Raw genomic sequence first — 26,024 nt, 5'->3', positions numbered from 1 at the left:
GAGTCGTTGGCGCGGGCGTGCGCGGCCGGGGTCAGTGGCGGTAACTCGGGATGGGCTGGCCGGCACCGGTGGTGATCAGCTGCGGCAGGCTCGTGGTGATGTAGAAGGTCCATCCGCGCGAGCATGCTTCGAAGCACTCCGATTCGCCCGCGGTAAGCCCTTCGTGAGTGAAGTGCAGGGTCGTGCCCTGCGCGTCGGTGGTGATGTCGAAGATGACGTTGGTGCCGGTCCACTCGGCGTGGTCGTCGACGAAGGTGAGGTAGGAGTCCACGACGTGCCAGACCATCCGTTGGCCGGGCACGACCTCGGTGAGCTGGAACCGGGCGAAACGGATCCCCTCTTTCCCGTGCGCGAACTCGCCGGCGTGTTCGCTGTCGTCGGTGAAGACGAACTCGTCGAGCAGTACGGCCGTGTCGCCGATCAGATTCTCGTTCCACCATCCGCGTACGTTGGTGATGGCGGCGAAGACCTCATCCGGCGTCCGGTCGACGGTCATGGTGGCGGTCAGGTGTGCGCTGTTCAACATCGTTCTGGCCTCTCTTTGTCGGGTGGGTATGCCCCACCGGCGAAGGAGGCGGCCCGGGATCGACATCGACCGGGAAAACTTCAGAAAGATTCGGCGGTGATGACCTTCGTGCTGGTCAGAGCTCGGAAAGACGACCCGTCAGATAGCGCCGTTCGGCGTCGGTCGGTGCCAGTTTCAGAGCTTCTTCGTAGGACGCGGCGGCCTCGGCGAGGCGGCCGTCCCGGCGGAGAAGGTCGGCCCGTGTCGCCGGCAGCAGGTAGTAGTCATCGAGCTTGCCGGACCCGGCCAGCTCCTCGACGAGGGCGAGTCCGGCGGAGATGCCGTCGGCCATCGCAATCGCCACGGCGCGGTTGAGTTCGACCACGGGGGATGGCGCCAGCCGCATGAGCTCGGCGTAGAGGGCGGCAATCTGCGGCCAATCGGTAGCCGCGGCGTCGCGCGCCATAGCGTGACAGGCGGCAATCGCGGCCTGCACCTGATACGGCCCGGAATGCCGCATGGCCACCGCTTCGTCGAGCGCCGCGACACCTTCGGCGATCAGCGCGCGATCCCACTGGGATCGGTCCTGGTTCTCCAACGTGACCAGCACGCCATCGGCGGTGCGACTCCCGCGGCGGGCCTCCAGCAGCAACATCAACGCCAGCAGGCCGCGCGCCTCGGGCTCCTGAGGCATCAGGTGAACGAGCACCCGGGCGAGGCGGATCCCCTCAGCTGCCAGTGCCCTGCGCCCGCCCACCTCGTCGTAGCCCTCGTTGAAGATCAGGTACAGCACCGCGAGTACAGCGCTCAACCGCTGCGGCAGGAGCTCGGCCGGAGGAACCCGGTACGGGATCCCGGCCTCGACGATCTTGCGCTTGGCCCGTACCAGGCGTTGCGCCATCGTCGGCTCGGTGGTCAGGAACGCCTTGGCGATCTCACCCGTGCTCAGCCCCGCCAACGTGCGCAGCGTGAGGGCGACGCGGGCGGGAAACGGCAGTGCGGGATGACAGCACGTGAAGATCAACCGCAACCGCTCGTCCGGAATCTCCTCCGCCGACGGCTCGACCGGATCCCGCTCCAGCGCGGCGATCTGACGCACCTTCGCCACCCGGGTCTTGTCCCGCCGCAGCCGATCGATTGCCCGGCGACGAGCCGCCGTCGTGAGCCACGCACCCGGACGAGCCGGAACTCCATCGCGAGCCCACGTCGCCAGAGCGGCGGCGAACGCGTCCTGCGCACAGTCCTCGGCCAGGTCCCAGTGCCCGGTCAGCCCGATCAGCGTGGCGACGACCTGACCCCACTCGTCCCGGTACGCCGCCTCGACCGCGACACGGATCTCCTCCGGCGCGCTCATTCCCACACCGGGCGCACCTCGACACACCCCCAGCTCGCGTAGGGATGCCGCGCCGCGATCGCCATCGCGTCATCCAGATCAGCGCACTCGATGATGTCGATACCGCCGATGAAGTCCTTCGTCTCCGCAAACGGGCCATCGGATACGAGAGTCTCGCCATCACGGACGCGAACCGTCGTCGCCTGCGCCACAGGACGCAGCCGCGCACCACCGACGCTGGCTCCCCGCCGATCCAACTCCGCCGCATACGCCCGATGCGCGGGGTCCACAGCAATCTCCTCCATGGACGGCGACATTCTCTCGTCGTCACAGAACAGCAACACATACTTCACGGCGTCAGTATGCCCAACCTCCAGTTGTGTCGTCATCGACACAATGCCGGTCGAAGACGAACTGACACCGTTTGGCGTCGCCACGTCACCCGCCTGGCCGGCGTCGGCGGGCAGGATGAACGGCCGGGCGGGGGCGGCCAGGATCGCAGCGCCGCGCTGCACGATGCCGGCCGCGCGCATCCGGTCGCTGGCGGTGCGCAACGCGACCGAGGGCTGGTCGTCGTTGTCGCGGGCGCGGAAGCGCCACTCCAGCCGGTCGCGGGCGCGCATCGGGGTGCACCGGCTGTCTGGGCAAGCGCGGGACGCGGGTTCCGGAACCGCTTAGGGTCGGGGCGGGCGGGGCTTGGACAAGTGACGAGGGCTCGTGGCGGACCCGATAGCTCGGAGGACCTGCAACTCTGGCTAACGGAGGACTCGGTAGCGAAGATGAGTCTCACTCGCGAAGGCTGATGTATCGAGCCGCTCAAGCTCGATGTGCCGCCCAAGGCCTGCGAACAGCGAGATGCCGTCGCCGAGCAGGACCGGCGCAACGTCCAGGTGGAGCTCGTCGACGAGACCGAGCCGCAGGCACTGTCGTGAGATGGTTCCTCCGAGCAGGCTGACCCAGCCGTCCCCGGCCGCTTGCGTGGCCAGCCTGACGGCCTCGTTGATGTCGTCGACGACGAAGTTGTACGTGGTGCCGTCGCGCTCGATCGGCTCATGTGCGCTGTGGGTCATCAGGTAGACCGGGACCTTCAGCATGCCGCCATACGGGATCTCGCCGTCCTCGATGGTCTGGGTCTTGTTCGCGCCGCCGACCACCGCGCCGATCCGGCTCATCACTGTTTCGACGACGGCGTCATCCTCGGGAGCGGAGGGTCGGCCGAACATCCAGTCGACCCCGCCGTCCTCCTTTGCCATGAACCCGTCAAGAGTGATGGTCGCGTGGACGATCACGGTAGCCATAAGCCGCTCCTACCTCGGAGAGGTGAGTCGATCGACTCGCCTCTATCAACCTAATCGTGTTCGTAATGGTGAGTCAAGGAACTCGCCTCGATGAGATACTGAACGGATGACACGTGGACGCTCCTCGTATCACCGTGCGGTGGCCGCGACCAATCGCGAGGCGATCCTCGGCGCCGCCGCGCAACTCTTCCTGGAGTTCGGGTACGACCGCACGCCACTGGCACGTGTCGCCGAGCGCGCGGGGGTGTCCAAGGCGACGCTCTTCAAGCAGTTCCCGACCAAGGCCGAGCTCTTCGAGGCAACGGTGCTCGCGGCAGGCGGATCGCCGGCTCCGGAACCGGTCGAGATCCCGACCGGTGACCTCTACGCGGGCTTGGTGGTGCTAGGTCGCGCGTATTCGGAACTGTTGACTCGTCCTCGCATGGTCGCCCTGATGCGAACCGTGATCGCCGAATCGCACCACTTCCCCGAACTGCGCGAGCGGACCTTCGACTTCGGCACGCTGCCTGTGCTGCAGGCGCTGGGGCGCTATCTGCGGGAGGCACACTCCGCAGGAAGCGCCGACATCGATGATCCGGATCTGGCATCCGCACAGTTCCTCGGCATGATCGCGTCCGCGATCTTCTGGCCGCGCCTCACGCATGGTACGTGGTCGATCACCAAGGAAGAGCAGTCGCGAGCGGTCGACGAAGCAGCCCGGACGATCGCCGCGCGCTTCGCAACTCCCTGACGTGATTTCCTGCGCATCGCCGGGGACGAGGTCGTCCGCCTGGCCCTCGTCTCAGGATGGAACATCCGCCGCGGCCCCGGCTATTCGGTCCGCATGGTGGCCCCGGTTGCACTTCACCGCGCCATGCTGGAGCAAAGTGCTACCGCCGCCGACAGCGCCGGCCCGGCTGAGCGCAAGGCGCACCGGGTGTACGCCGCTCGCGTCGCAGCCCGCCGAGGCCACCTGGCCGCATAGGCCGTGACCTGCGAAAACCCTTCGGCGAGACACATCCGAACGGAAAGTCACGGCAAGCCGCTCAACTCCGCGCTGCAAACGGGAATTTTCGTTCGGATGCTCGTCATGCCCCGGCACGACCTGTCACGCACCCGCGGCGTTCGGTCGGGACCATGACGGTCGCCTCGGCGTACTCCACGTCATCGTCGCGTTCAGCCAGAACGGGCCGTAAGCGGAAGGGGGTGGCCCGCGCCCGGCGCAAGCCACCCCCGAGATCGTTCGTCGCTCAGAGCGGACCAGTTAACTGTTGACCCTCAGCGCTCGGCGCCGGCCCGAGGTCGAGCTGTTTGCTCATGTCGAGCTCGAACTTGCCGTACAGGTTCAGATGGGACCAGAAGAGTGCTGACAGGGCGCGCCGGTCGGCGTCGGTAAGCTTCTTTCGCCACTTCGGCTCGGCGAGGACGATCTGCACCATCCTGGTGTTCAGATAGACGATCGCCGCCTGGACCAGGTGCAACGCGAGCGCGGAGACCTCGACATGCTCACGGTCGTCGCCGGTCAGATCGCCGATCTTGCCGTAGAAGATGTCCTTGTTGGCCGAGTTCCAGTGCTCCACCACGTTCAGGCCCTCGTGGATTTCGCGCCGGAGCTCTTCCTCGGCGAGGTAGTCGCAGATGAAGACGGTGCGGATCACCAGGCCGAGTTCTTCGATGGCGCGATAGGTGGGGTGCTTGGGGCCGCCGCGGGTGAAGCGGCGCAGTATCTGATGGGCCTCGGCGGTGCCCAGCCGCAGCGCCGTCGCGTACTTGATCATCTGGTCGTACTGGTTGGCGATCAATTCCCAGTCGATCGTCTTGCCCGACAACACGCTCTCCAACTGCGGCCAGGCTTCTCCGTCGGTCAGGCCCGGCCGGTACAGGCGGGCCGAGCCGATGTTCTTCAGCCGAGGCAACGGCTTGAAGTCCAGCAAGTGCGAGAACGCAAAGCCGACGATCGAAGCTCCGTGCGTATCGGTGTACTGGCGATCGATCTCCGCGCTGGCCAGATGGCGCAGCAAGCCCTCGATCATCGAGGCGACCTCGGAGTCCGTGGTGGATCGCACCTGGCTGTAGATGCACACGTTCTTGCGCTCGACGTGCCAATACACCATGATCCCGGCGCCGCCGTAGCACTGGTGCCACTCGGCGTGAAGTTCGCCGACCAGGAACCGCAGTTGATGCCTCCGGCGGCGAGCACGGTGTGGGCGTCCGTCCTCGGACGTTTCCCCACGATGAGCACCTCGCAACCGGCTGCGGGCGGCGATCGCCGCCCGCAGTCCCGCTGCGCCTGAGCCGATGACCAGGACGTTCACGGCATGGATCTGGATGTCAGTGGTGAGTGGTATGAATATCGCCAGTGGGGGAAAGCAGGGCGAACGGGCAGGAAGCCGGTCTCGCCGACGACCTGCCCCGATCGTCCGGCGGGGTCGGCACGTCTACCCGCGGGGGGTGTGTACGCCTTCGCGGTAGCTGGGCATCGTCGGCGCCCACCCCAGCTCGACCTTCGCCTTGGCATTCGACACGCGCATGGACGTGTCGATCACGAGGGTCGCGAAGTACGGCGCGGCCAGCCGTATCACCCACCCGGGCAGGCGCCGGGGTGGCCTGGTCCCGGCCGCCTTGGCATGTTCGGCGAACATGCGTCCCCAGGTGACGGGCTCGTCGTCGACGATGTTGTAGGCCTGGCCCGCCACCCCCTTGTCCATGGCCGCCACCGTGGCAGCGGCGGCGTCGGCCAGGTGGATCCATGACATCGTGGTGCCGCCATCCGTGGGCACGGGGAGCTTGCCGGCGCGAAGCGTGGTGATGAAGTCCTCCGAGCCTGTCAGGCCGTAGAAGGCGCCGTAGCGCAGGGCGATGCCCTCGATGCCGTCGGCATCGAACACCTGCTGTTCGGTCGAGCGCATGCCCGCTACCACCGGATCCGCCTTGCTGCCGCGCGGCTGGCCGAACGGGTCCTGTTCGGTGAGCGGGCGCGTGCCGTGATCGACGTATCCGTAGCCGGGCACCATGGACTGGGTGAGGAACCGACGGGCTCCTATAGCGCGCGCGGCGTCGATCAGGTGGGCCGTACCGGTCGTGCGCAGCGTGTTGGTCAGTCGCATGTCCGCGTACTTGGCGGGGGCCTTGCTCAGCGCGGTGAGCTGGTGGATCACCACGTCCGCGGTGATGCCCTCCACCGCGCGGAGCAGGTCGTCCCGGTTGAGTACATCGGCGACTACCAGGCGGGCTCCGGGCACTTGGGCGCCGCTGTCCCGGGTGAGGGCGAGGACCTCGTGCCCCGCCGTACGCAGTGCTTTCGCCAGCGGGCGGCCGATCGCGCCAGTGGCTCCGGCGAGCAGGACTTTCATGTTGATTCCATCTTTCGCAGTCGCAGGTAGAGGGTGGCAAGAGCGATCAAGGTGAACAGACCGAGGATCGGGACGTCGGTGCCGTGGCCGCCCAGATGCCGGTCCATGAAGTGCGTCATGGTGTGCAGGCCGCTGGCGACGGCGAATCCGGCCAGCGCCACGACGAGAGCGTCCGACCAGATCAGAGCGAAGATCAAAGTGGCGCCGATCCCGATCTGGAAGGCGCCCGCGTCGTGCGCCAAGTGCTCGTTCACGGGGTGGTAGTTGACGTAGTCGAGGAAGCTGACGGGCGAGAGCAGTGCCCAGAAACCGAAGACCAGCATGCTGGCCGCGCCCAGCAGTACACCGATCACGATCAGGGGGCTGCTTCTCGCCTTCGAGCCACCGCCTCGCCGACCGCCTCGTCCGTCACGAACTATCCGCATGACCATTTCCCATATCGATGTAGGTCCCTGTCCTTGGAGAGACGAAAACAGCCGGCCGGTCTGTGACACCGAACGCCGATGTCTCGCCTCAGGGTTCATTGATTTCCAGGCACGCCGACATTGTTGATCAGCACGTCCAGCCGGTCGGTGTGCTCCCGGACGAGCCGTACGGCGTCGGTCACCGACTCGTCCGAGGTCACGTCCAGCGGGACCAGGATCACGTTCGCGCCGCCGTCCGTCAGCTTGCCGGCGGCCGCCCGTCCTCGGCCTTCGTCGCGCGTGCCGAGAAAGGTCGTCCAGCCCTGTTCCCCGAGCCGCCGGGCGGTCTCAAGACCGAGTCCTTTGTTTCCTCCGGTGATCAACACCGAGGTCTGTTCTTAGGTCATCATGCCTCCGAGAGGTTCGGGGGAGCCACGCTGGACCTGGCCCGAGAGGCCGGCTACGCCAAGCTCAGCATCGAGGCGGTCGCGTCCCGAGCCGGCGTCGGCAAACACACCGTCTACCGCCGCTGGCCCTCCCGGGGCCTGCTGTTCCTCGACGCGGTCCTCAGCCTGAACACCGCAGGCCAGGACCACCCCGACACCGGCGACATCATGGCCGATCTACGCGAGGTGATGACCAGGGCCGCCGACCTGCTGGGCCAGCCGCCCTGGGGCCCGCTGTACCAGGACCTCATCGGCGAAGCACAGCACGATCCCGAGGTCGCCGCCGCACTCAACCGGCGGTTCATCGAGCCGCAGACCACCGACACCCTGGCTCGCCTCGAAGCCGCCAAGGACCAGGGTCAACTCGCTCCCGACTTCGACCTGGACCTGGCGTTCGAGATCCTTTCCGGCCCCTTGTACTACCGGCTGCTGATCACACAGCAGCCGTTGACCCACGCCTACATCGACCGCGTACTCCAAGCGGTCTTCGCCGGGATGAGCCCCAGACCGCAAACGCGATAGAGGCGACACGTCGGCCGCAGGCCCGCCCTGTTCGACGTCGGCGTACGGACCACGCCGCTGGCGCCGCCGTCCGTCAGCTTGCCGGCGGCCGCCCGTCCTCGTCCTTCGCATTCCTCCTGAGGTTACAAGCTCCCCGGCGGCGGGGGCGGTGGTCTTCGCCGTTGTGGTCGTCACCGTGTCCCTTCGGTGTGGAGGGTAGGGCCGTCGGTGCCGCCCACCGTTTGAATGCCGTTCAGCTTGTTGGGCTTGGTCTGGAAGCGGATGTTCTCGATGCGGCCATCGTGAATGTCGTAGGTGAGTGCGCCGACGAGGTAGTCGCCGATCATGCCGACGACGCTCAGCTCGCCGTTGACGACGGCCGGTTCGAGGCGTATGTCGGCGGAGACCGGTTTGGCCATGACGCCCAGGATCCAGCGCGCCACATGGTCAGGGCCGTGCAGTGGACGGCGGGCGGCGGTGACGATGCCGCCGCCGTCGTTCCACAGCGTCACTTCCGGGGCGAGAAGTTCCATGAGTGCGTTGAGGTCACCGCCGTGGCAGGCGGCCATGAATTTCTCGGTGACCTCTTGGCGCGCCCCGTCGTCCGCGTCGAAGCGGGGGCGGCGGGCCTGCACGTGGGAGCGGGCGCGGCGCGAGATCTGGCGCACGGTGGCCGCGGGGCGATCGAGGAAGCCGCCGATCTCGGCGTAGGAATAGCCGAAGACCTCGCGCAGCACGAAGACGACCCGCTCGGTGGGGTTGAGGGTCTCCAGGACGACCAGCATGGCCGTCGACACTGTCTCGGCCATTTCGGTCTCCTCAACGGCGTTCGATGGGGTGATCAGCGGTTCGGGAAGCCATGGGCCCTCATAGGTCTCGCGGACGGCTCGGGCGGAGGTGAGGTGGTTCAAGGCCAGGTTGGTGACGGTGCGCACCAGGTAGGCCTTGGGATGCTCGACCAGATCCTGGTCCACCGCATGCCATTTCAACCAGGCGTCCTGGAGGATGTCCTCGGCGTCGGCGACGCTGCCCAGCATGTGATAGGCGGTGCCGAACAGCAACCGGCGGTGTTCGACGAACGGGTCGATCGCCGTTTGGCGCGGCTCGGGCGCCGGGGCCGGCCGGCCGGTTTCGCGATCCTTCGTTGGAACCATGCCTAGTGGTCGGAAGCTCGGGATTTCAGCGGGCCGGGGGATCTGGTGGGTTCCTGACCCGAGTCCTGGAACATCATGCGGCCTTTCGGGTGGCGCGGCCCCCCTTCGACAGCTGCACCGGTATCTTCACATGGCGGGACATCTTGGCGGCCACCGGCGGGGTGCTGCTGACCTGCTCCTTGTAGATGACCGCGGTCTTGCCCTTGAGGTACCACCGCCTCGGGGTGTCATCGGCTTTGGTGAACTGGACGACCGCGTCCTTGCGGCCCAGGCTCACCGGCTGGTGGAAGTAGCCGAACCGCAGGGGCTTCACTGGCTTCCCGCGCAGCAGCCGGGCGATGACGCCGGCGGTGTAGTCGGCGGTGACCACCCCGCTCTGGCATGTGCCGTGGAGCTGCCCCCAGGCCTGCCGCACCAGGGCGGCGTCTCCGATGGCGTGGATCTCAGGGTGCGAAACCGAGCGCAGGGTGGGGTCGGTGATGATGAGCCCCTTCCCGTCGGTGGCGATTCCGGCCTGGGCAGCGAGCTGCGGCACCCGCACACCGGTGGTCCACAGGGTCAGATCCGAGCAGACGAGCTCACCGGTGTCCAGCCGCACCGCATCGGGCAGCACTTTGGTGACCCTCACCCCGACCATGCGCACCACGCCCAGCCGGTCCAGGACGCGGTTGAGGTGGGCTCGGGCCTTCTCGCCCATCATGGAACCGGGTTCGGTGGCACAGACCAGGTTGACGGTCAGCGCCGGGTGCGCCTCGGCGATCTCTGCGGCCGCCTCGATGCCGGTGAGTCCGCCACCGCAGACGGTGACCGTGCCGCCCGCAGCGGCGATCCCGGGCAGCCGCTGCGACAGGCGGTGCGCCAGACGGGGGTCGTCGAGGGTCCATGCGTGATCGGCCGCACCGGGGACGATGCTCGCGTCGGTGGCGCTGCCGAGGGCGTAGACCAGCGTGTCGTAGTGAAGGAGGACACCATCGTTGAGGGCGACGGTCCGGTCAGCGGTATCGATGGCGGTGGCGGCTGCCTGGTGGAATCGCACGTCGGTGCCCTTCAGCAGGTCGGGGATCTGGAAGTCGGTCAGTTCCTGGCCCGCGGCGACCTGGTGCATGCGCAGACGCTCGGTGAAGCGGGGCGAGGGGTTCACCAAGGTGATGCGGGTGTTCAGTCTGCGGGTGTAGCGGGCCAGCCGAGCTGTGGCGATCAGGCCGGTGTAGCCGGCGCCGAGGACGACGATCTGATGGGCGGTGCTGGTGTTCATCGCTCGCTCCCCGTGGGGCTCGTTCGTTCGGGACGGCTATGGGACAGGGCGCCTCCGGAGAACGTGACACTCCGGTCTTGTGACCTGCGCCACAAGAAATCCCGTCCCAGCTGTAGCCGCACGTTCCGAAGTGGCCCACTGAGGTAATCCCAGCGACTTTACGTGATCATTCCGTGCTCGAAGTGGGTGAGAACGAGCGCTGCTTTGGCGAGGTCGCCGACACGGCTGGGGCTGAGTCGGACGTGCTGAAGGGTGCGCCAGCGTTGTTCAAGAAGCGCGAAGCCGCGTTCATCCAGACAGCGAAGACAACGCAGAAGCGCATTTCTGGTACGTGTGTCAACGTCCAGTTCGCGGCCGTCGGCGGGTTGCTTGATCGGGACATGGACGCCGGTGCCTGCGCCTTCGTAGCCCACTGCGAGACCATGAGGAGGCGCGCACGTTGATCGGCTGACGCAAAAAGCTCTCACAAATGAGCGATTCCGAGAGAGGATCACCAACACGCCTCGCGGGACGGCAGACAGCCTCGAATCCCTCTCATAACTCGTTCTTACTCAAGTCCTTAACCAAGGTTGTTTTGAGGAATGTTTGTGAGAGGATTCGGGGCATGTTCGACGTCCTCCAGCCCCTGCGAAAGAGCCGGATCCGTCACTGATTCCGACACCGCCGACGACGTCTCCCGTGACGGCGATGAGGTCGAGCGTCACCCCTGTCCGCGATGCGACGTCGAACCCGGATCGCCCTGCCGGTCACGGTCCGGCGCCGTCGCCGGCACCTACCACACCGGCCGCTTCACCAAGGTGCCCCGGCTGGCCAAGCGACTGCGCATCCAAACCCCCGCCGACCGCAGGCCCGGCCAGCCCTGGCGGCCCGGCACCCCGCCGCCCGCCCCCGTCGACCCCGACCGGCCCGCAGCCGACATCCGCATCGGCTACGCCCGCTGCTCCTCCCTCACCCAGGAACTCCAGTCCCAACTGGACGCCCTGACCGCGCACGGCATCGGCCGCGACAAGATCTTCAGCGAGAAGATCTCCACCCGCCTCAAGGTCCGGCCCGCGTTCGAGAAGGCCCTGGCCACCGCCCGGCAGATCAAGGCCCATGCCCCGCACTGCCGCGTCATCCTCACCGTGTACGAGATGAAGCGGCTCGGCCGCGACGCCAGCGAGCTCACCGCCCTGGCCGACCACCTCACCGCGCACGGCCTGGTCCTGGAAATGCTCGCCGGCCCCCTCGCCGGAATCTACGACCCTGCCGGACCCGGCCGCATGCTATTCGCGTTCTTCGCCGCCATGGCCGAGACCGAGCGAGAAGCGATCCGCGAGGCGACGCTGGAAGGACTGGACGCCGCAGCCCGCAAGGGCAACCACGGCGGCCGTCCCACCGTCATCACCGACGACATGATCCACACCGTCCTACGGCGCCGCGCGGCCGGCGAACCCATCGACAAGATCCGCAAGGACCTGATCATCCCCACCGGCAAACGCAAGGGTCACAACCCCTCCCTCGCCAGCATCTACCGCGCCCTCGCAGAACACGAGAAGGCCCAGCGCTACCCCGACGCTGTTGAACAGGCCCGCGCCGAGTATGCGACCATCCGCAAGGGGTTCTAACCTCGCTGACCCGCGGATCAGCCGTCAGCACCAACAACCACGACGAAGTCCTTCTGTCTCGGCGCGGAACACCACGTCGCTGCAGGCCAGAGGCGGTTTCGTTGGATTCTGCTCCATAGCTACCGGGACCCCTTCTTCAGCCGAGGCAACGGCTTGAAGTCCAGCAAGTGCGAGAACGCAAAGCCGACGATCGAAGCTCCGTGCGTATCGGTGTACTGGCGATCGATCTCCGCGCTGGCCAGATGGCGCAGCAAGCCCTCGATCATCGAGGCGACCTCGGAGTCCGTGGTGGATCGCACCTGGCTGTAGATGCACACGTTCTTGCGCTCGACGTGCCAATACACCATGATCCCGGCGCCGCCGTAGCACTGGTGCCACTCGGCGTGAAGTTCGCCGACCAGGAACCGCACTTGCGCGAGTCCGACGCGCACGCCGTTCGCAAAGGCACGATGAGGGCTTTCAGGCGTTCTTGACGGCGGACAGGTCGAACTCGAGCGTGATCTTCTCGGAGATCATCACGCCGCCGCTTTCCAGGACGGCGTTGAAGCTGACGCCGTAGTCCTTGCGATTGATCACGGTGCTGCCCTCGAAGCCGGCCCGGGTGAAGCCCTGGGCGTCGACGGCGGTGCCGGCGAACTCGAGCGGGATGGTGACCTCGCGGGTGATGCCGCGGATGGTCAACTGGCCGGTCACCTCGAAGCGGGCGTCGTCGATGTGCTTGACGCCGGTGCTGGTGAAGGTGATGTGCGGGTGGGTCTCGGCGTCGAGGAAGTCGCCGGTGCGCAGGTGGCCGTCACGCTGCGGGTTGCCGGTGTTCACGCCGGTCGCGTCCAGTTTCACGCGGACGGTGGAGGCGGAAGGGTCGGCGGCGTCCAGGTGGGCGGTGGCCTCGACGACGGGGAAACTGCCGCGCACCTTGGTGACCATCGCGTGGCGGGCCACGAAGCCGAAACGGCTGTGCGCCGGGTCGATGGTGTAGGTGCCGCTGAGCTCGCTGGGGTACACGTCGCACTCCATCTAAGATAATTCAGTGCTGGACAATTCAGTGCGACACTACATCTGAGTACTTCAGTGCGCAACTATTGCGTACGATGTGGTCATGACGAGATGGCTCACCGACGACGAACAGCGCACCTGGCGGGCCTTCGGCCGGGCCAGCCGTCTGCTGACCGACCGGCTGGAACGCGACCTTCAGGCTGGGGCCGGCATGCCGCCCACCTACTACGAGCTCCTGGTCCTGCTGTCGGAGGCCCCGGACCGGACCATGCGCATGAGCGAACTGGCCCACTGGACCCACTCCAAGCCCAGCCGCATCTCGCACGCGATCAACAAGCTGGAACAGGCCGGGTGGGTACGCCGGGAGCACTGCGCGGGCGACCGGCGTGGCTGGCTCGCCATTCTCACCGACGAGGGAAAGGCCGCGCTCGAGACCGCCGCCCCCCTCCACGTGGAGAGCGTGCGCACCCACCTCATCGACCTCCTGTCGCCCGAACAGATCCGCCAGCTCGGCGACATCAGCGAGACCCTCCTCAAGCACCTGACCGACACCAGGTAGGGCGCGTGAACGGCCCTGTCCGGCGCGCCGCCCGCCTTACGGCGCCACGTCCACCGGTCCACCAGGCCCTCGTCGCGCAGGTGGCACCACAACCGCCCGGGGACGCGGACGTCGCGGGAGAAGTCCCAGACCCGGCGGCGGGTGGACGGCGCGGCGCTGGTGGCCGCTACCGGGGCAGGAACATCGTGCCGACGCCGAGCAGCGCGCAGATCCCGAGGATGCGCGGCATCGGCCACTTCGGCACGAAAGATAGGGGGCACCGAGGAAGATGAACAGGAAGCATGGCACGAACGTCACCCACGGCGTCAACGCGCCCGGGTCGCGGTAGGCGCCGAGGAACGCGACCGAAGTGCACCACCACGATCTCAACGACCGGTGATCAAGCCGGTGGCACCCGCTGAAAGCCTGCGGCGTCCCGTCTGCTGCCGGTGTCGTACCCGGGCTGTACCGTGTGCGCCATGTCAGAGCGTGAGACGTCCGTGGTGTCAGCGCCGTTCGGCGACGCGAAGGGATGGGGCCTGCGATGGACTTGGCGGTCGACCGGGGAGTTAGCGTCCATGCCGCCCCTTGGACAACTGCCACCTAAGAAAAGTTCCGTACTCGCGGTTGCCACCGCAGTCCTCGACGGTCGGCCCCTTGCCGTCTCCGCCTCCAGCGACGGCTTGTTACGGTTGTGGGATCTCGCCACCGAGCAGCAGATCGGCATCCCGCTCACCGGGCACACGGACGCCGTGTACGGACTTGCCACCGCGATGCTCGACGGTCGGCCCGTCGCCGTCTCCGCCGGCAACGACAAGTCGGCACGGGTGTGGGACCTCACCACCGGCCGGCAGATCGGCAGCCCGTTCACGGCGCACGCGGCGATCGTACGGGGAGTCACGACGACCACGCTCCACGGTCGGCCGGCGGCGGTCACCAGCGGCTTCGACGGGGCGGTGCGAGTGTGGGACCTGGCCACCGGCGAACAACTCGCTGAACCGTTCACCGGTCACGAGTACATGGCGAAGGATGTGGCCACGGCCGAGCTCGACGGCAGGGCGGTGGTGGTGTCGAGCGGCTCACTCGGGGAGATCCGGGTATCGGATCCGGCCACCGGTGAACAGCTGGGTGAACCGATCACCGCTCACAAGGACACCGTGTCCACACTGGCCACGACCACGCTGCAAGGTCGCCCGGTGGCCGTCACCGGAGGCCACTACGACGGCACGGTGCGGGTGTGGGACCTGGCCACTCGCCAGCCGATTGGAGAACCGTGGACAGGCCACGAGCGGGGAGTGGACGGTGTCGCTTTCACCACGCTCGACGGCCGGCCAGTGGCGCTCACCGCAGGCGCCGACCGTACCGTCCGGCTCTGGGACTTCCCCACCGGAAAGCAGCTTCACGTCTTCACCGGGCACACCGACTTCGTGTGGTCGGTCGACATGACCATGCTCGACGGCCGGCCGGTCGCCGTCACGGGCAGCAGCGACGGCACACTGCGGATATGGGACCTGCGGTTCGGGCTGGAGGCCGCGGAGTCCGCCGTCGGCCACCGTCGGACGGTGCGGGCGATGACCACCGCCGTGGTCGACGGACAGTCCGTTGTGGTCGCCGGCAGCGACGACTACAACGTCCGCCTGTGGGACCTGGCCTCGGGCCGGCCGTTCGGGCAGCCGCTCATGGGGCACAACGGACCGGTGCGGGCGCTGGCCACCACCATCGCCGACGACCGCACCGTCGCCGTCACCGGCAGCGACGACCGCACCGTCCGGATCTGGGACCTGGCCACGGGCAAGCAACTCGGCGCTCCGCTGACCGGCCACACCGCCCCCGTCTGCTCAGTCGCCACCGCTTCGGCAGCCGGGCAGCCCCTGGTTGTGACCGCTGGCGCCGACAAGACCGTGCGGGTGTGGAACGTCGCCACCGGCGAGCAGATCGGCGCGCCCGGCGTCAGCCACCGCCGCTGGGTCCGCGCCGTCGACACCGCGGCGATCGACGGCACACCCGTCTCCGTAGCCGGTTCCTTCCACGGCGCCATCCGCGTCCGGGAACTGGCCACCAACCGGCAGACCAGCACCCCTTCCCCTGGGCGCCACGGCCCTCCCGTGCGGCAGCTGGCCACCACCGTGGTCGGCGGCCAGCCGGTTGCCCTCACCATGAGCGAGAACCGGAACTGGGAGGAGGACGTGCCGGTGAGACTGTGGGAGGTGACCACCGGCCGCCACCTCGGCGAACTGCCTGCCGTCAACGTGCAGGTACTCACCGCGGCATCCGTGTACGGCCATCCCGTTGCCGTCACCGCCAGCGGTCCTATGGTCGAGGTTTGGGACCTCACCACCCGCCGGCAGATCGGTCCCCGCCTTCGCCTCCCCGACGCTGTGACAGCCGTTGCCGTGGACGAAGCCGGGCACATCGTCGTCGGCTTCCGAAGCGGCCTGGCCGTATTCGGGGTCGAGTAGGAGGCCACCCGCCTGCTGCTCGACGTACGGCGAGGCCGCATCACCCGACGGCGGTCCCCTCAAGCTCCACCATCAGGGTGGGGATCGCCAGCCGTGTCACCCCCAGCATCGTGGTGGCCGGCGCCACCCCGGCGGCGCCCAACCGCGACGCCAGCACGCCGTAGTGCTGGAAGAGCAGATCGACATCGGTGGTGTAGACGTTGAGCCGGACGAGGTCCGCGAGGGACATGCCGGCCTCGCCGAGAACGGCCTCCAGGTTGTCGAGGCTCAGCGCCAACTGCGCCGCCATGTCACCGTCATGCTGGGGCTTGCCGTCGCCGCTTATCGCGGTCTGCCCGGCACAGTAGAGCGTCCGGGTGTGCCCGGAGACGACCTCGCCCTGGTTGTACCCCAGCTCCACCGACCATGCCCACGGGTTGACCGCCGTTCGCTCCATTGCCGCATCAGCTCCATTCGATTCATCGAAAGCAGGGACGTACACCGGCCTCGGTGGCCGCGGTGACAAGCCTCCCGGCAAATCACGACATCCTTTGTCGTGTATTTCGATACCTTCTTCGTATGCGCGCCGACCGGTTGGTCTCGCTGGTGTTGCTGCTGCGGCGGCACGGCCGGCTGTCCGCGGCCGCGCTGGCCCGCGAGCTGGAGGTGTCCACCCGCACCGTGCTGCGCGACATCGATGCGCTGTCCGCGGCCGGCGTCCCGGTCTACGCCGAACGTGGCCGGCACGGTGGTTTCGCGTTGTTGCCCGGTTTCCGTACCGAGCTCGCCGGGCTGAACCACGACGAGGCCCTTGCCCTGCTGATCGCCGGATCGCGGCGCGGCGCGCAGGCATTCGGCCTCGGTTCGGCGCTCGCTTCGGCGATGCTCAAAGTGGTCGACGCGCTGCCCGAGAGCTACAGGAACACCGCGGCCGGCGCGGCGGAGCGATTGCTCATCGATCCGGAGACCGACCTCCTCTCGCGCCGGATGGTCGCTGAGGAGGTGCCTGACGCCATAGTGGCCGAGGTCCGGCGCGCGGTGCTCGCCGGACACAAGCTGCGCATCCGCTACGCGGCGGTGGACCAGACCCCGAAGTGGCGTACGGTGGACCCGATCGGCCTGGTCACCGTACGCGACCGGGGCTACCTGCTGGCCACGAGGTCCGGCGCGGACCGCACCTACCGGCTGTCGCGGGTCCTGGCCGCCGAGGCACTCCCCGAACCTGCACAGCGACCAGACCGGGTCGATCTCGACCGGGCCTGGCAGGAACGCAGCACGCGGTTCCGGACCGGCGGCGACCAGGTCACCGTGCTGGTCCGCGTGGACCCGGGGCGGCGGGAGGAGCTGGTGGGCACTGCGGTGGCCGTCCACAGCGAGGAAGCCGACGCGGACGGCCGGCTGCGGCTGGAGGTGTCCTTCCAGGACGGGCGACACGCCGAATGGGCGCTGTGGCAGCTCAGCACAGGCGCGGAAGCCCTGGCCCCGCAGTGGTTGCGCACCTCCCTGCGCGACCGCGCCGCCGCGATCGCCACCCGCTACGCGGGCTGATCCTGAGGGTCGGCGGGGCGCCGTGACCGCGCCTGACCTCTGGCTGCGGTGGTCAGGCTTGTGCGGTGGGCCTGACGACGACCTCGCTGATGTCGACGCCGGCGGGCTGCTCGATCGCGAACCCGATCGCGGACGCGATGGCGGAGGGCGGGATGGCGATCTCGTCGCGCTGCCGGGTCATCGCCTCCGCCACGGACGGGCTTGCCCCCTTGCCCACCCCCTCGGTGTCGGTGAACCCGGGTGAGACCAGGGTGACGCGCAGGTCGGGCCCTGACTCCTGCCGCAGCGCCTCGGTCAGCACCTTGACCGCCGTCTTGGTGGCGGCGTAGACGCCCTGCGGGGACTTCACGACGTAGGCCGCGGTGGAGGCGACGTTGACGAACTGGCCGCAGCGTTGCCACCGGAAGACGGGCAGGGCCGCTCCGATGCCGTTCAGCAGGCCGTTGACGTGCGTGGCGACCATCGTGTCCCAGTCGTCCTGGCGCAACTCGTCAAACGGTGACACCGCCATCGTGCCGGCGTTGGAGACCAGGACGTCGAGCCGGCCGTACTGATGGACCGCCGTGTCCGTGAGGAGCTTCAGGTCCGCACGGCGCGTCACGTCGATGACGGCTCCGACGGCCGAGCCGCCCTGCGCGACGATCTGGTCCACCACCGCGTGCAGCCGGTCCGCCCTTCGTGCGCCGAGCACGAGCCGGGCCCCTTTCCCGGCGAGGTGCGCAGCCTCGCCGATGAGCACAGATGCACCACGCCCGTTGCGAGCCGACGCCCGCCGCAACCGGGAGAAGATCATCACGGTTGCGGCGAGCGTCTTCGCCGAGGAGGGACTGGACGCGCACCTGGAGCGCATCGCCAAGCAGGCGGGCGTGGGCACCGCGACGCTCTATCGCAACTTCCCCACCCGGGACGCCCTGATCGAGGCGGTCTACCGCAACGAGGTGGCCAACCTGTGCGATGCCGTGCCCGGCCTGCTCGCGGCACACCCACCCGATGAGGCCCTGCGTGCCTGGACACGCCTCTTCCTGGACTACGTGACCGCCAAACTCGGCATGGCCGACGCCCTGCGCGCCATCGTCGCCACGGGAGGAAACCCCTACGGTCACAGCCGCGACATGATCCAGGCCGCCATCACCACACTGATGGACGCCTGCGCCGCCGCCGGGACGATCCGCACCGACATCAGCCCGGCGGACCTGGGAGCCGCCCTCGCGGGCATCGCCCTGACCTCGGCCGAGCCCGACCAACGCGACCGGGCCGAACGCCTGCTCGACCTCACCCTGGACGGACTGAGGTCCCGCCCGTGAGTCCGCCTGCGAGACCGAGCCTCAGGGCCGGTGAGCGGGTGGGCTGACGGCGTCAGCCGGAGGGTCACCGATCCAGCGTGCCGTGAGCCTGCGCCGAGAGGTCCTGCCAGTCGGCCCAGGTCTTGAGCCGGTCGGCGTAGGCCTGCTGGACCATCGGGTAGAAGCCCTGCCCGAACAGCACCCGCAGCGGCGGCTGGTCGGAGTCGACGATCGTGAGGAGTGCCTGTGCCGCGGCGGCAGGGTCGCCGGAGGGCTGCTTGCCGGTGAGGCCCGCGAGCCGCTGGCGAAGGTCGTCGTAGATCGGGTTGATCTCGGCCATGTGGCCGTTGTCGAGCGGGTCCGGGTTCTTGCCCGACCTGGTGGCGAAGCCGCCGGGCTCGACCACGGTCACCTTGATGCCGAACTCGGCGACCTCCTGGGCGAGGGATTCGTTCAGCGCTTCCAGAGCCCACTTGGAGGCGCAGTAGGCGGCGCCGAGCGGCATCGCGAGGAGCCCGGCGGCCGAGGACAGCTGGACGATGTGCCCCGAGCCCTGCTCGCGCAGGTAGGGCAGCGCGGCCTGGATCACCCACACCGCGCCGAACAGGTTGGTCTCCAGCTGGTCGCGCAGCTCCTGCTCGGTCAGCTCCTCGACCGCGCCGATCTGGGCGTAGCCGGCGTTGTTCACGATGACGTCCAGGCGGCCGAAGTGCTCGGCGGCCCGCTTCACGGACTCGAAGACGGCGGCCTTGTCGGTCACGTCCAGCTCCAGCGGGAGCACCGCCTCGCCGTGGGCGGCGACCAGCTCGTCCAGGCTTGCGGTGTTGCGGGCAGCCGCGGCCACCTTGTCGCCGCGCGACAGCGCGGCCTCGACGAACTTACGGCCGAGGCCTCGGGACGAACCGGTCACGAACCAGACCTTGCTCATGATGTCTTTCCGATCTTCATGCGGTGGTCACGCCACGCGGATCGTCCGCGCGGCGTCCTGACGAACATGAGGCACCGGCCGCCCGATCCTTGTGACAGGGCGGCCCTGTGATGTGCGCCACCACACGCGGCGAGTACCGATGAGTTCTCCCCCCTCGGCCGGTCGGTACGGCGGAACGGTACGCAAGGCAGGAGGAGCGTCATCATGACGGTGATCGTGGCGGGAAAGGTGTTCGTCGATCCGGAGGCCAGGGATCGTTGCGTCGAGGCGCATCGCGGGATCGTCGAGGCGGCGCGCGCCTATCCCGGGTGCATCGACATGGCCATGTCGGCCGACGTCGCCGACCCAGGCCGGGTGAACCTCTTTGAGCATTTCGAGTCCGAGGAGGCGCTGGATGCCTGGCGGGCGGTCGCCCCCAGGCCCACCGGGTCCTTCGAGCTCAAGGACGTCCAGGTGGTCAAGCACGTGATTGCCGCTTCCGGCCCGCCTTTCGGTTAGCGCCTGCGCGGTCCAGCGGTCACTTCGTCGGGAGGCCGACCGCGTTGGCCGCGTCGGCCTCGAAGTAGTCGGTCGTGGCGAAGGCGCCGACGTGGCCATCGAGGAAGTTCCTGACGTCGTCGATCGAGTTGTGCATGATGACGTTGACCGCCTTGGCCCCGTCGGTGCTCGCCACCGCCAGCGTCCACCTGGCGCCCTGGGGGAGCCGGCCGTACGCCTGCTTCAAGGAATCCCAGAAACCGTTGTTGTCAGAGATCGTGGAAACAGCCATGACGGGCACCGTGCCGACCTCCTCACGCACCCGCGGATGCACGCGGCAATTGAGGTGCAGATAGCGTGCGGCGCCATTCTCGAAGTCGTAGATCGCGACGGTCTGAGGGTCCTCCAACGGATCGTCCGAAGGCATCAGGAAGTGGGTCTCGCTGATCTGCAGCAGCTCGTAGTCGAGCTGTTCGGGCCGGTCGAGGAGCCGTGCCTCCGTGGGGTTCAGGGAGAATGTGAGATGCAGCTTCCCATTCTCGGCCGCAACCTTGTAGCGGGTGCCGGGGCGCTCGTAGGAGCCTTCATACCTGGACAGATCGAGGGCCAGGGTGGGGTCGGGCTCCGGCAGGCCGGGGATCGTGACCGCGCCGAGGTCGGCCAGGATCTCGTTGAACACCTTCCGGTAGAAGCTGTCGCGTGGTCCGGCGTTCGCCAGCATCGAGACGGCGATGTCCGACTCCGGCAGGATCCGCAGCCGGGCACTCTGGCCGACCGCGCTGCCGTCGTGGGCGTAGACGGTCTGCCCGTGCCAGTCGCACACGATGAGGCCGAGTGCCCATTCCGGCCCGAACGTGTACGGATCAGGTATGGGGACCCGCGACTGCGTCATCTCGCGGATGATGCCGGGGGAGACGATGGTGGTCCCGTTCGGCGCCTTTCCTTCGTGGAGGAGGACGTACGCCATCGTGAGCAGTTCCGAGGCTGTCGTGTTGACGTTGCCTCCGGGGCCGAAGGAGCGCGGCAGGTGGCTGAGCGGTGAAAGGACGGCGCCCTCTTCGAGGGATCGGATCAGGTGCCCGGTCGCGGCCCGGTCCTGGTCCACGTGCTCGCGCCGGCTGCTCGTCGAGATCAGTCCCAAGGGGTCGAACAGGCGATTTTTCATGATGTCGTCCCACCGCTCGCCGTCGATCACCTCCATGATGCGGGCGAGGATCGCGTAGCCCAGGGCCGCGCTGTAGCCGTGTGTGTGGCCCAAGGGGTGGACCTGGCGCGCGCCGGCGATGTTGCGCACCATGCGCTCGTACACGTCGTCGCCCTCGCCAGGATCTCCGTAGTCCTCCTCGATGCCGTGGGTGTGGTTGAGGAGGTGGCGGGGTGTGACCCTGGCGCTGACGTCGGGGTCGGCCACCCGGAAATCGGGGAGGTAGGTCCGCACCGGCTCGTCCAGAGCGACTTTCCCCTCGTCGACGAGTTGCATGAAGGCGAGGGCGGTCCAGGTCTTGGACACGGAGCCGCACTGGTAGATGGTGCCGGACGTCGCGGGGTCCTGGGTGAGGACGCTCCTGACGCCGACTGCGAAGCCGGTGGTCTGCCCGCCGTGGAGGATGCCGATCGCGGCGCTCGGGATCCGGTATTCGGCCAGGAACTCGGCGACGCGAGCTCGAATGCGGGTCACGTCCAACGTTTTCTCCATAAGGGGTTCCTCGTCACCTCTGAGTCTTTCGAAGCAGAGAAAAGCTACGTTGCCTTTCCAAACTCGTCAACAAATTTATGGGCTTTCACGTGAATCGTTGCAATAGAAGTGTCGGTAAATGCAATCCTTACCGACCGTCGTTGCAATGTACTGTTGGTGAACGCACTCGCGGACCTGAAGAGAGGGAGAGCCGATGCCCGGAGGCAGGCTGACCCACGACGATCGCAGGCAGATCGGGATCTGGATGGCCGAAGGGCTGGGATACGCCGAGATCGCCAGGCGGCTGGGCAGGCCGACGTCCACGATCAGCCGCGAAGTGGCGCGTAACAGCGTGCCCGGCGGCTACTTGGCCGACCGCGCCCAGCAGGCCGCCGGGCAGCGCGCCCGCCGCCGCGGAACGGTTCACGCCGCGCAGCCGCCGGCCGAGCCCGTGCACGGTTTCGTGGAGCGGTTGGCGACGCTGCTGGCCGGCACCGGCCTTCCCCGGATGCCCGCTCGCGTGTTCGTCTGCCTGCTCACCTCCGGGCCCGGCAGCCTGACGTCCGCCGAGCTCGTACGCCGGCTACAGGTCAGCCCGGCGTCGGTGTCGAAGGCCATCGGCTATCTCGAGGCGATGGAGCTGGTCAAGCGCGCGCAGGATTCCGGCCGCCGTGAGCGGTACTTCATCGACGACGACGTCTGGCGCCACGCGTTCAGAGCCGACACCGGAGCCCACGCCGAGGTCGCGGCGGCCGCACGGCACGGAATCGAGATCTTCGGCACCGGTTCGCCCGTCGCGGCCCGGCTGAAGGAGATGGCGCAGTTCTTCGCCTGGATCAGCGAGCGGATGAACGACAGCGGCCCCGCCGGCGCCGTCGTTCGCGACGCGTTGACGGTGCTGGCCGCACTGGTGCACGCCGCCCGGCCGCTCACCGTGGACGACCTCGCCACGGCACTGGACTGGCCCGTCCAGCGGGCGGCCGACGCCCTGGACACCATCAGCCGCCGTCCGGCCCTCTCCGACCCGCTCGCCGTGGAGCGGTGCGGGCGCGGCGCGTACGCCGTCACCCCGAGGCCCGACCGCCTGAGTTCCGCGCAACGCGACGGCCTCTCCGCAGTCTCGGGGAAATCATGGTCGGATTAGCCTGACCTGCATCGATGCGGGCCCGCGAGACAGCTGACGCATCAAGCAGTGAAAGGTGACCGCGAACGCACCCGGTCACCTTTCCTGCGGGCCATCCGTCATGCCGGCGACCAACACTCACTCACGAAGGGTTGCCGACGATGAGCAGGATGGATGTCCACGGAACGGTGGCGGACGGCTTCGAGCAGGTGCGCGAGGAGTTCGCCGCGGTGGTGGCCGAGCAGGACGGCCAGGCGGGGTCGCAGCTGGCCGTGTACGCGCACGGCCGGCGGGTGGTGGACCTGTGGGCCGGGGACGAGGTGAGCGGTGACACGCTGACCGGGGTGTACTCCGCCACCAAGGGTGCCTCGACGCTGGTGGCGGCGCTGCTGGTGCAGGAGGGCGTCCTCGATCTCGACGAGCCGGTGGCCCGGCACTGGCCGGAGTTCGCCGCGGCCGGCAAGGACGGGATCACGCTGCGGGACGTGCTGACGCACCGCTCGGGCGTCATCGGCGTCGACGGCGGGCTGACGGCGGCCGAGCTCGCCGACGACGAGGTGATCGCGCGCCGCCTGGCCGGGCAGCGGCCGTACTGGCGGCCGGGTTCGGCCTACGGCTACGGCGGGTTCGTCTCGTTCGCCATGGTGAACGAGCTGATTCGGCGAGTGACCGGCCGGTCGCTGCGGCAGGTCTACGACGAGCGCATCCGGACCCCGTACAGGCTGGACCTCTACCTGGGCCTGCCCGAGGCCGAAGAGGAGCGGTTCCGGCCGATCCAGTGGTGGACGGCCACTCCGGAGCAGGAGGCCGCGTTCTGGTCGAACGTGCCCGGTCCGCACAGCATCCTCGGCATCGGGTACGGGCTCAACAGCACGCCGCCCCTGGACCAGGCGGCCTTCGCCAACACCCGCGCCGTCCGCGCCAACGGCCAGGCATCAGCCGGCGGCGTGGGCAGCGCGCGCGGCCTGGCCGGCCTGTACGCGGCGGCCGTCTGGGGGATCGACGGGCAGCCTCCGCTGCTCAAGCCGGACACCGTCGGAGAGTTCGCCCAGCTGCACTCGACCGGCGCCGACCTGGTCCGCGGCGACCAGGGCAACTACGCGCTCGGCTTCCAGGCCAAGGGCCTGCGGTATGCGTTCCTCAGCGCCAACGCGTTCGGCCACGACGGGTCGGCCGGCTCGGAGTCCTTCGCCGATCCCCGCACCGGTATCGCCTTCGGCTACACGCGGCGCCGGTTCGGCTTCGGCTGGTCCTACCCCGAGCACGACCGGCTCGCCGCCGCCGTTCACGGCGCCGCCACCGCTTCCTGAGGAGCCGGCATGACCTCTCTCTCCGAAACCCGCAACACCCGCCTGGCGCTGCTGGTGATCGCGGCCGCACAACTGCTGATGGTGATGGACGGCACCATCGTGACCGTGGGCCTGCCCGTCATCGGAACCGGGCTCGGCATCGCCGAGGCCGACCTGGACTGGGTGCTCACCGCCTACGCCCTGGCCTTCGGCGGCCTGTTGCTGGCCGGAGGCCGCGCCGGAGACCTGTTCGGCCGCCGAAGACTGTTCCGCGTCGGCCTGACGGTCTTCCTCGCCGCGTCCCTGCTGGGCGGCCTGGCCGGCAACGGGAGCGTGCTGATCGCCGCCCGCGTCCTGCAGGGCGTCGGCGCCGCGATCGTCGCCCCGGCGGCGCTGTCCCTGCTCGCCGATACCTTCCCCGCCGGGCCCCGGCGCAACAAGGCGCTCGGCGTCTACGGCGCCATGGGCGGCCTGGGCTCGGTCGCCGGCCTGCTGCTGGGCGGCGCGCTGACGGAGTACCTGGGCTGGCGATGGATCATGCTCGTCAACATCCCCATCGCGCTCGTGGTCCTGGCCGGCACGTTTGCCCTGGCGCCCGGCACCCGGGAGCACGGCGGCCTCGACCTGCCCGGCGCGGGCACCGTGACCCTCGCGCTCGGCTCGCTGGTCTACGCCATCAACCGGGCCGGCTCCCACGGTGTCGGCGACGGGCTCACTCTGGCCTTCGGCGCGGCAGCCGTCGCGCTACTCGCCGCGTTCCTGTTCATCCAGCGCAGCGCGCGCAGCCCGATGCTGCCCTCAGGCGTGCTGGCCGACCGCGGCAGGCTCGGCGCCAATCTGGTCATGCTGCTCATGGGCGCCGGGCAGTTGGCCACCTTCTACTTCCTCACCCTGTACATGCAGACGATCAACCAGTACTCGCCCATGATCACCGGTCTGGCCTATCTGCCGTTCGCCATCGGCATCGGGTTCGGTTCCGGCGTCATCGGCCCCAGGCTGCAGGCGCGCACCTCCACCCGGACCGTCCTGGCGACCGGGATGACGGTGGCCGCCGCGGCGATGGGCTGGTTCAGCCTGCTGACCCCGGACCAGAACCCCCTGCTCGTGCTGCTGCCCGCCCAGCTCGCCGGCGGCATCGGCCTGGGCATCGGCTTCGTCGCGGCCACCATCGGCGGCGTACAGGGCGTCGCACCGCGCGACTCAGGCATCGCCTCCGGGCTGGTCAACACCAGCCAGCAGATCGGCGGCGCCCTCGGCCTGGCCGTCCTGGCCGGCATCGCCGTCACCGCCACCACGAGCCAACCGGCAGGCACTCCTCTGCACGACGCGCTCACCAGCGGCTACACCGCCGGCATGCTCGGCGCGGGCGCCTTCTACCTGGCCGCCATCCTCACCGCCGGCCTCCTCCTGCGCCCCCGGCCCACGAACCGGGACACCGAGCCCACGCCGGAAACCCTCGGCAGCACGCCCGGATGAAATCGACCGCCTCCTTCGCCCAGGGCGGTTCACGAGCGGCCGGTCCTACGCTGAGCCGCGTGTCCGGCTCCTGGCCGCTGCTCCGGGAAGTGCGTCCGGGCAGCGCCTACGTCTCCGGCGGCCTACGCCGCCTGCCCGACCCCTTCGACCCCCTGTCGAACTTCAGGCCGTCGATCTGGCCATCTGAATCTCAGGCGTGCAGTGAAGGGGCCGGGAGGCCGGGGGACAGAGTCTGGATGTTTCAGGTCCATCCCGCAACCCCCACGTACCGCTCGTTAGACGTTTGCCGGACTAGTACTCCAGTGACACTTCGCGATCATGGTTTCGATCTGCGCCGGTAGTGGCAGCGCCGGGCTGTCGCCTGGTGACGGCGGCGCCAGTCCGACCAGCGCAGAACGTGCGCGATGGGACGGCTCCG

Annotated in this window: 28 protein-coding genes and 1 pseudogene; 12 read left to right on the top strand and 17 right to left on the bottom strand. The window is 68.5% G+C overall.

What is annotated here, in order from left to right; genetic code table 11:
• Window positions 1-31: 31 nt before the first annotated feature.
• The 4 genes from ABGA98_RS34775 to ABGA98_RS34760 all read right to left on the bottom strand — a co-directional run bounded on the left by ABGA98_RS34775 (window position 32) and on the right by ABGA98_RS34760 (window position 3,136).
• Complete coding sequence (locus ABGA98_RS34775; RefSeq protein ID WP_347622671.1) at window positions 32-526, bottom strand: SRPBCC domain-containing protein; 495 nt, start codon at window positions 524-526, stop codon at window positions 32-34.
• 115 nt (window positions 527-641) lie between these two features.
• A complete protein-coding gene (locus ABGA98_RS34770; protein ID WP_347622670.1) occupies window positions 642-1,859 on the bottom strand; it encodes a sigma-70 family RNA polymerase sigma factor in 1,218 nt (405 codons plus the stop codon).
• Window positions 1,856-2,461 carry a YciI family protein gene (locus tag ABGA98_RS34765; protein ID WP_347622669.1) on the bottom strand — a complete coding sequence of 202 codons (606 nt, stop codon included), beginning with the start codon at window positions 2,459-2,461 and terminating at the stop codon, window positions 1,856-1,858. The genes ABGA98_RS34770 and ABGA98_RS34765 overlap by 4 nt, the downstream gene beginning before the upstream one ends.
• A gap of 132 nt (window positions 2,462-2,593) precedes the next feature.
• Window positions 2,594-3,136, bottom strand: coding sequence for a dihydrofolate reductase family protein (locus ABGA98_RS34760; RefSeq protein WP_347622668.1), 543 nt, complete (start codon window positions 3,134-3,136; stop codon window positions 2,594-2,596).
• A gap of 139 nt (window positions 3,137-3,275) precedes the next feature.
• Here ABGA98_RS34760 and ABGA98_RS34755 point away from each other — a divergent pair, with 139 nt between their 5' ends.
• Window positions 3,276-3,866 carry a TetR/AcrR family transcriptional regulator gene (locus ABGA98_RS34755; RefSeq protein ID WP_283135936.1) on the top strand — a complete coding sequence of 197 codons (591 nt, stop codon included), beginning with the start codon at window positions 3,276-3,278 and terminating at the stop codon, window positions 3,864-3,866.
• Between the two features lie 499 nt (window positions 3,867-4,365).
• Here ABGA98_RS34755 and ABGA98_RS34750 read toward each other — a convergent pair whose 3' ends face one another.
• The 4 genes from ABGA98_RS34750 to ABGA98_RS34735 all read right to left on the bottom strand — a co-directional run bounded on the left by ABGA98_RS34750 (window position 4,366) and on the right by ABGA98_RS34735 (window position 7,258).
• Complete coding sequence (locus ABGA98_RS34750; protein WP_347622667.1) at window positions 4,366-5,430, bottom strand: Tn3 family transposase; 1,065 nt, start codon at window positions 5,428-5,430, stop codon at window positions 4,366-4,368.
• A 123-nt stretch (window positions 5,431-5,553) separates the two neighbouring features.
• On the bottom strand, window positions 5,554-6,468 hold the full coding sequence (locus ABGA98_RS34745) for an NAD(P)-dependent oxidoreductase (RefSeq protein ID WP_347622666.1): 915 nt from the start codon (window positions 6,466-6,468) through the stop codon (window positions 5,554-5,556).
• Window positions 6,465-6,821 carry a hypothetical protein gene (locus tag ABGA98_RS34740; RefSeq protein ID WP_347622665.1) on the bottom strand — a complete coding sequence of 119 codons (357 nt, stop codon included), beginning with the start codon at window positions 6,819-6,821 and terminating at the stop codon, window positions 6,465-6,467. The genes ABGA98_RS34745 and ABGA98_RS34740 overlap by 4 nt, the downstream gene beginning before the upstream one ends.
• A 167-nt stretch (window positions 6,822-6,988) precedes the next feature.
• Complete coding sequence (locus tag ABGA98_RS34735) at window positions 6,989-7,258, bottom strand: SDR family NAD(P)-dependent oxidoreductase (protein ID WP_347622879.1); 270 nt, start codon at window positions 7,256-7,258, stop codon at window positions 6,989-6,991.
• On the opposite strand from ABGA98_RS34735, the gene ABGA98_RS34730 reads away from it, so the two are divergent.
• Window positions 7,196-7,840, top strand: a complete 645-nt coding sequence (locus ABGA98_RS34730) for a TetR/AcrR family transcriptional regulator (protein ID WP_347622878.1) — start codon at window positions 7,196-7,198, stop codon at window positions 7,838-7,840. The two genes, ABGA98_RS34735 and ABGA98_RS34730, sit on opposite strands and share 63 nt — an antisense overlap.
• A gap of 170 nt (window positions 7,841-8,010) precedes the next feature.
• On the opposite strand, the gene sigJ is transcribed toward ABGA98_RS34730, so the two are convergent.
• The 3 genes from sigJ to ABGA98_RS34715 all read right to left on the bottom strand — a co-directional run bounded on the left by sigJ (window position 8,011) and on the right by ABGA98_RS34715 (window position 10,641).
• On the bottom strand, window positions 8,011-8,973 hold the full coding sequence (sigJ, locus tag ABGA98_RS34725) for an RNA polymerase sigma factor SigJ (RefSeq protein WP_347622664.1): 963 nt from the start codon (window positions 8,971-8,973) through the stop codon (window positions 8,011-8,013).
• Window positions 8,974-9,046: 73 nt separating this feature from the next.
• A complete protein-coding gene (locus ABGA98_RS34720) occupies window positions 9,047-10,228 on the bottom strand; it encodes an FAD-dependent oxidoreductase (protein ID WP_347622663.1) in 1,182 nt (393 codons plus the stop codon).
• A gap of 158 nt (window positions 10,229-10,386) precedes the next feature.
• Window positions 10,387-10,641 carry a transposase family protein gene (locus tag ABGA98_RS34715; RefSeq protein WP_347622662.1) on the bottom strand — a complete coding sequence of 85 codons (255 nt, stop codon included), beginning with the start codon at window positions 10,639-10,641 and terminating at the stop codon, window positions 10,387-10,389.
• 174 nt (window positions 10,642-10,815) lie between these two features.
• On the opposite strand from ABGA98_RS34715, the gene ABGA98_RS34710 reads away from it, so the two are divergent.
• Window positions 10,816-11,835 (top strand): recombinase family protein, encoded by a 1,020-nt coding sequence (locus ABGA98_RS34710; RefSeq protein ID WP_347622661.1) that lies wholly within the window; start codon window positions 10,816-10,818, stop codon window positions 11,833-11,835.
• A 119-nt stretch (window positions 11,836-11,954) separates the two neighbouring features.
• Here the strand turns inward: ABGA98_RS34710 and ABGA98_RS34705 are convergent, their stop codons facing one another.
• Together ABGA98_RS34705 and ABGA98_RS34700 are read right to left on the bottom strand one after the other, a co-directional pair.
• Window positions 11,955-12,245 (bottom strand): Tn3 family transposase, encoded by a 291-nt coding sequence (locus tag ABGA98_RS34705; RefSeq protein WP_347622660.1) that lies wholly within the window; start codon window positions 12,243-12,245, stop codon window positions 11,955-11,957.
• Between the two features lie 49 nt (window positions 12,246-12,294).
• On the bottom strand, window positions 12,295-12,840 hold the full coding sequence (locus ABGA98_RS34700) for a YceI family protein (RefSeq protein WP_347622659.1): 546 nt from the start codon (window positions 12,838-12,840) through the stop codon (window positions 12,295-12,297).
• 94 nt (window positions 12,841-12,934) lie between these two features.
• Here ABGA98_RS34700 and ABGA98_RS34695 point away from each other — a divergent pair, with 94 nt between their 5' ends.
• Together ABGA98_RS34695 and ABGA98_RS34690 are read left to right on the top strand one after the other, a co-directional pair.
• Window positions 12,935-13,390 carry a MarR family transcriptional regulator gene (locus ABGA98_RS34695; RefSeq protein WP_347622658.1) on the top strand — a complete coding sequence of 152 codons (456 nt, stop codon included), beginning with the start codon at window positions 12,935-12,937 and terminating at the stop codon, window positions 13,388-13,390.
• A 671-nt stretch (window positions 13,391-14,061) separates the two neighbouring features.
• Window positions 14,062-15,828, top strand: coding sequence for a WD40 repeat domain-containing protein (locus ABGA98_RS34690; protein WP_347622657.1), 1,767 nt, complete (start codon window positions 14,062-14,064; stop codon window positions 15,826-15,828).
• Between the two features lie 40 nt (window positions 15,829-15,868).
• Here the strand turns inward: ABGA98_RS34690 and ABGA98_RS34685 are convergent, their stop codons facing one another.
• Complete coding sequence (locus ABGA98_RS34685; RefSeq protein ID WP_347622656.1) at window positions 15,869-16,264, bottom strand: RidA family protein; 396 nt, start codon at window positions 16,262-16,264, stop codon at window positions 15,869-15,871.
• A 122-nt stretch (window positions 16,265-16,386) separates the two neighbouring features.
• Here ABGA98_RS34685 and ABGA98_RS34680 point away from each other — a divergent pair, with 122 nt between their 5' ends.
• Window positions 16,387-17,355, top strand: a complete 969-nt coding sequence (locus ABGA98_RS34680; protein WP_347622655.1) for a WYL domain-containing protein — start codon at window positions 16,387-16,389, stop codon at window positions 17,353-17,355.
• A gap of 52 nt (window positions 17,356-17,407) precedes the next feature.
• Here the strand turns inward: ABGA98_RS34680 and ABGA98_RS34675 are convergent, their stop codons facing one another.
• Entirely contained in the window at window positions 17,408-18,148 is a 741-nt protein-coding gene (locus tag ABGA98_RS34675) for an SDR family oxidoreductase (protein ID WP_347622877.1), read from the bottom strand.
• Between ABGA98_RS34675 and ABGA98_RS34670 the strand changes: the two genes are divergently transcribed.
• A complete protein-coding gene (locus tag ABGA98_RS34670; RefSeq protein WP_347622654.1) occupies window positions 18,087-18,659 on the top strand; it encodes a TetR/AcrR family transcriptional regulator in 573 nt (190 codons plus the stop codon). The genes ABGA98_RS34675 and ABGA98_RS34670 overlap by 62 nt on opposite strands.
• A gap of 64 nt (window positions 18,660-18,723) precedes the next feature.
• On the opposite strand, the gene ABGA98_RS34665 is transcribed toward ABGA98_RS34670, so the two are convergent.
• Window positions 18,724-19,566: an SDR family NAD(P)-dependent oxidoreductase gene (locus tag ABGA98_RS34665; protein WP_347622653.1), complete on the bottom strand. Its 843-nt coding sequence runs from the start codon at window positions 19,564-19,566 to the stop codon at window positions 18,724-18,726.
• Window positions 19,567-19,770: 204 nt separating this feature from the next.
• Between ABGA98_RS34665 and ABGA98_RS34660 the strand changes: the two genes are divergently transcribed.
• On the top strand, window positions 19,771-20,064 hold the full coding sequence (locus tag ABGA98_RS34660) for an antibiotic biosynthesis monooxygenase family protein (protein ID WP_347622652.1): 294 nt from the start codon (window positions 19,771-19,773) through the stop codon (window positions 20,062-20,064).
• 19 nt (window positions 20,065-20,083) lie between these two features.
• Here ABGA98_RS34660 and ABGA98_RS34655 read toward each other — a convergent pair whose 3' ends face one another.
• Window positions 20,084-21,739: a serine hydrolase gene (locus ABGA98_RS34655; protein ID WP_347622651.1), complete on the bottom strand. Its 1,656-nt coding sequence runs from the start codon at window positions 21,737-21,739 to the stop codon at window positions 20,084-20,086.
• Window positions 21,740-21,932: 193 nt separating this feature from the next.
• Here ABGA98_RS34655 and ABGA98_RS34650 point away from each other — a divergent pair.
• The 4 genes and pseudogenes from ABGA98_RS34650 to ABGA98_RS34635 form a co-directional block, all read left to right on the top strand.
• Window positions 21,933-22,106 (top strand): annotated as a pseudogene (locus ABGA98_RS34650) (helix-turn-helix domain-containing protein); the annotation flags it as partial.
• A 120-nt stretch (window positions 22,107-22,226) separates the two neighbouring features.
• Window positions 22,227-22,862, top strand: coding sequence for a MarR family transcriptional regulator (locus tag ABGA98_RS34645; RefSeq protein WP_347622876.1), 636 nt, complete (start codon window positions 22,227-22,229; stop codon window positions 22,860-22,862).
• A gap of 140 nt (window positions 22,863-23,002) precedes the next feature.
• Window positions 23,003-24,151, top strand: a complete 1,149-nt coding sequence (locus ABGA98_RS34640; protein WP_347622650.1) for a serine hydrolase domain-containing protein — start codon at window positions 23,003-23,005, stop codon at window positions 24,149-24,151.
• A gap of 9 nt (window positions 24,152-24,160) precedes the next feature.
• On the top strand, window positions 24,161-25,606 hold the full coding sequence (locus tag ABGA98_RS34635) for an MFS transporter (protein WP_347622649.1): 1,446 nt from the start codon (window positions 24,161-24,163) through the stop codon (window positions 25,604-25,606).
• The last annotated feature ends 418 nt before the right edge of the window (window positions 25,607-26,024 follow it).

The sequence above is a fragment of the Nonomuraea sp. B1E8 genome, assembly GCF_039871515.1.
Lineage (GTDB): Bacteria > Actinomycetota > Actinomycetes > Streptosporangiales > Streptosporangiaceae > Nonomuraea.
Note: the sequence above shows the minus strand (reverse complement) of the source record. Positions and strands in the feature narration are given on the sequence as shown.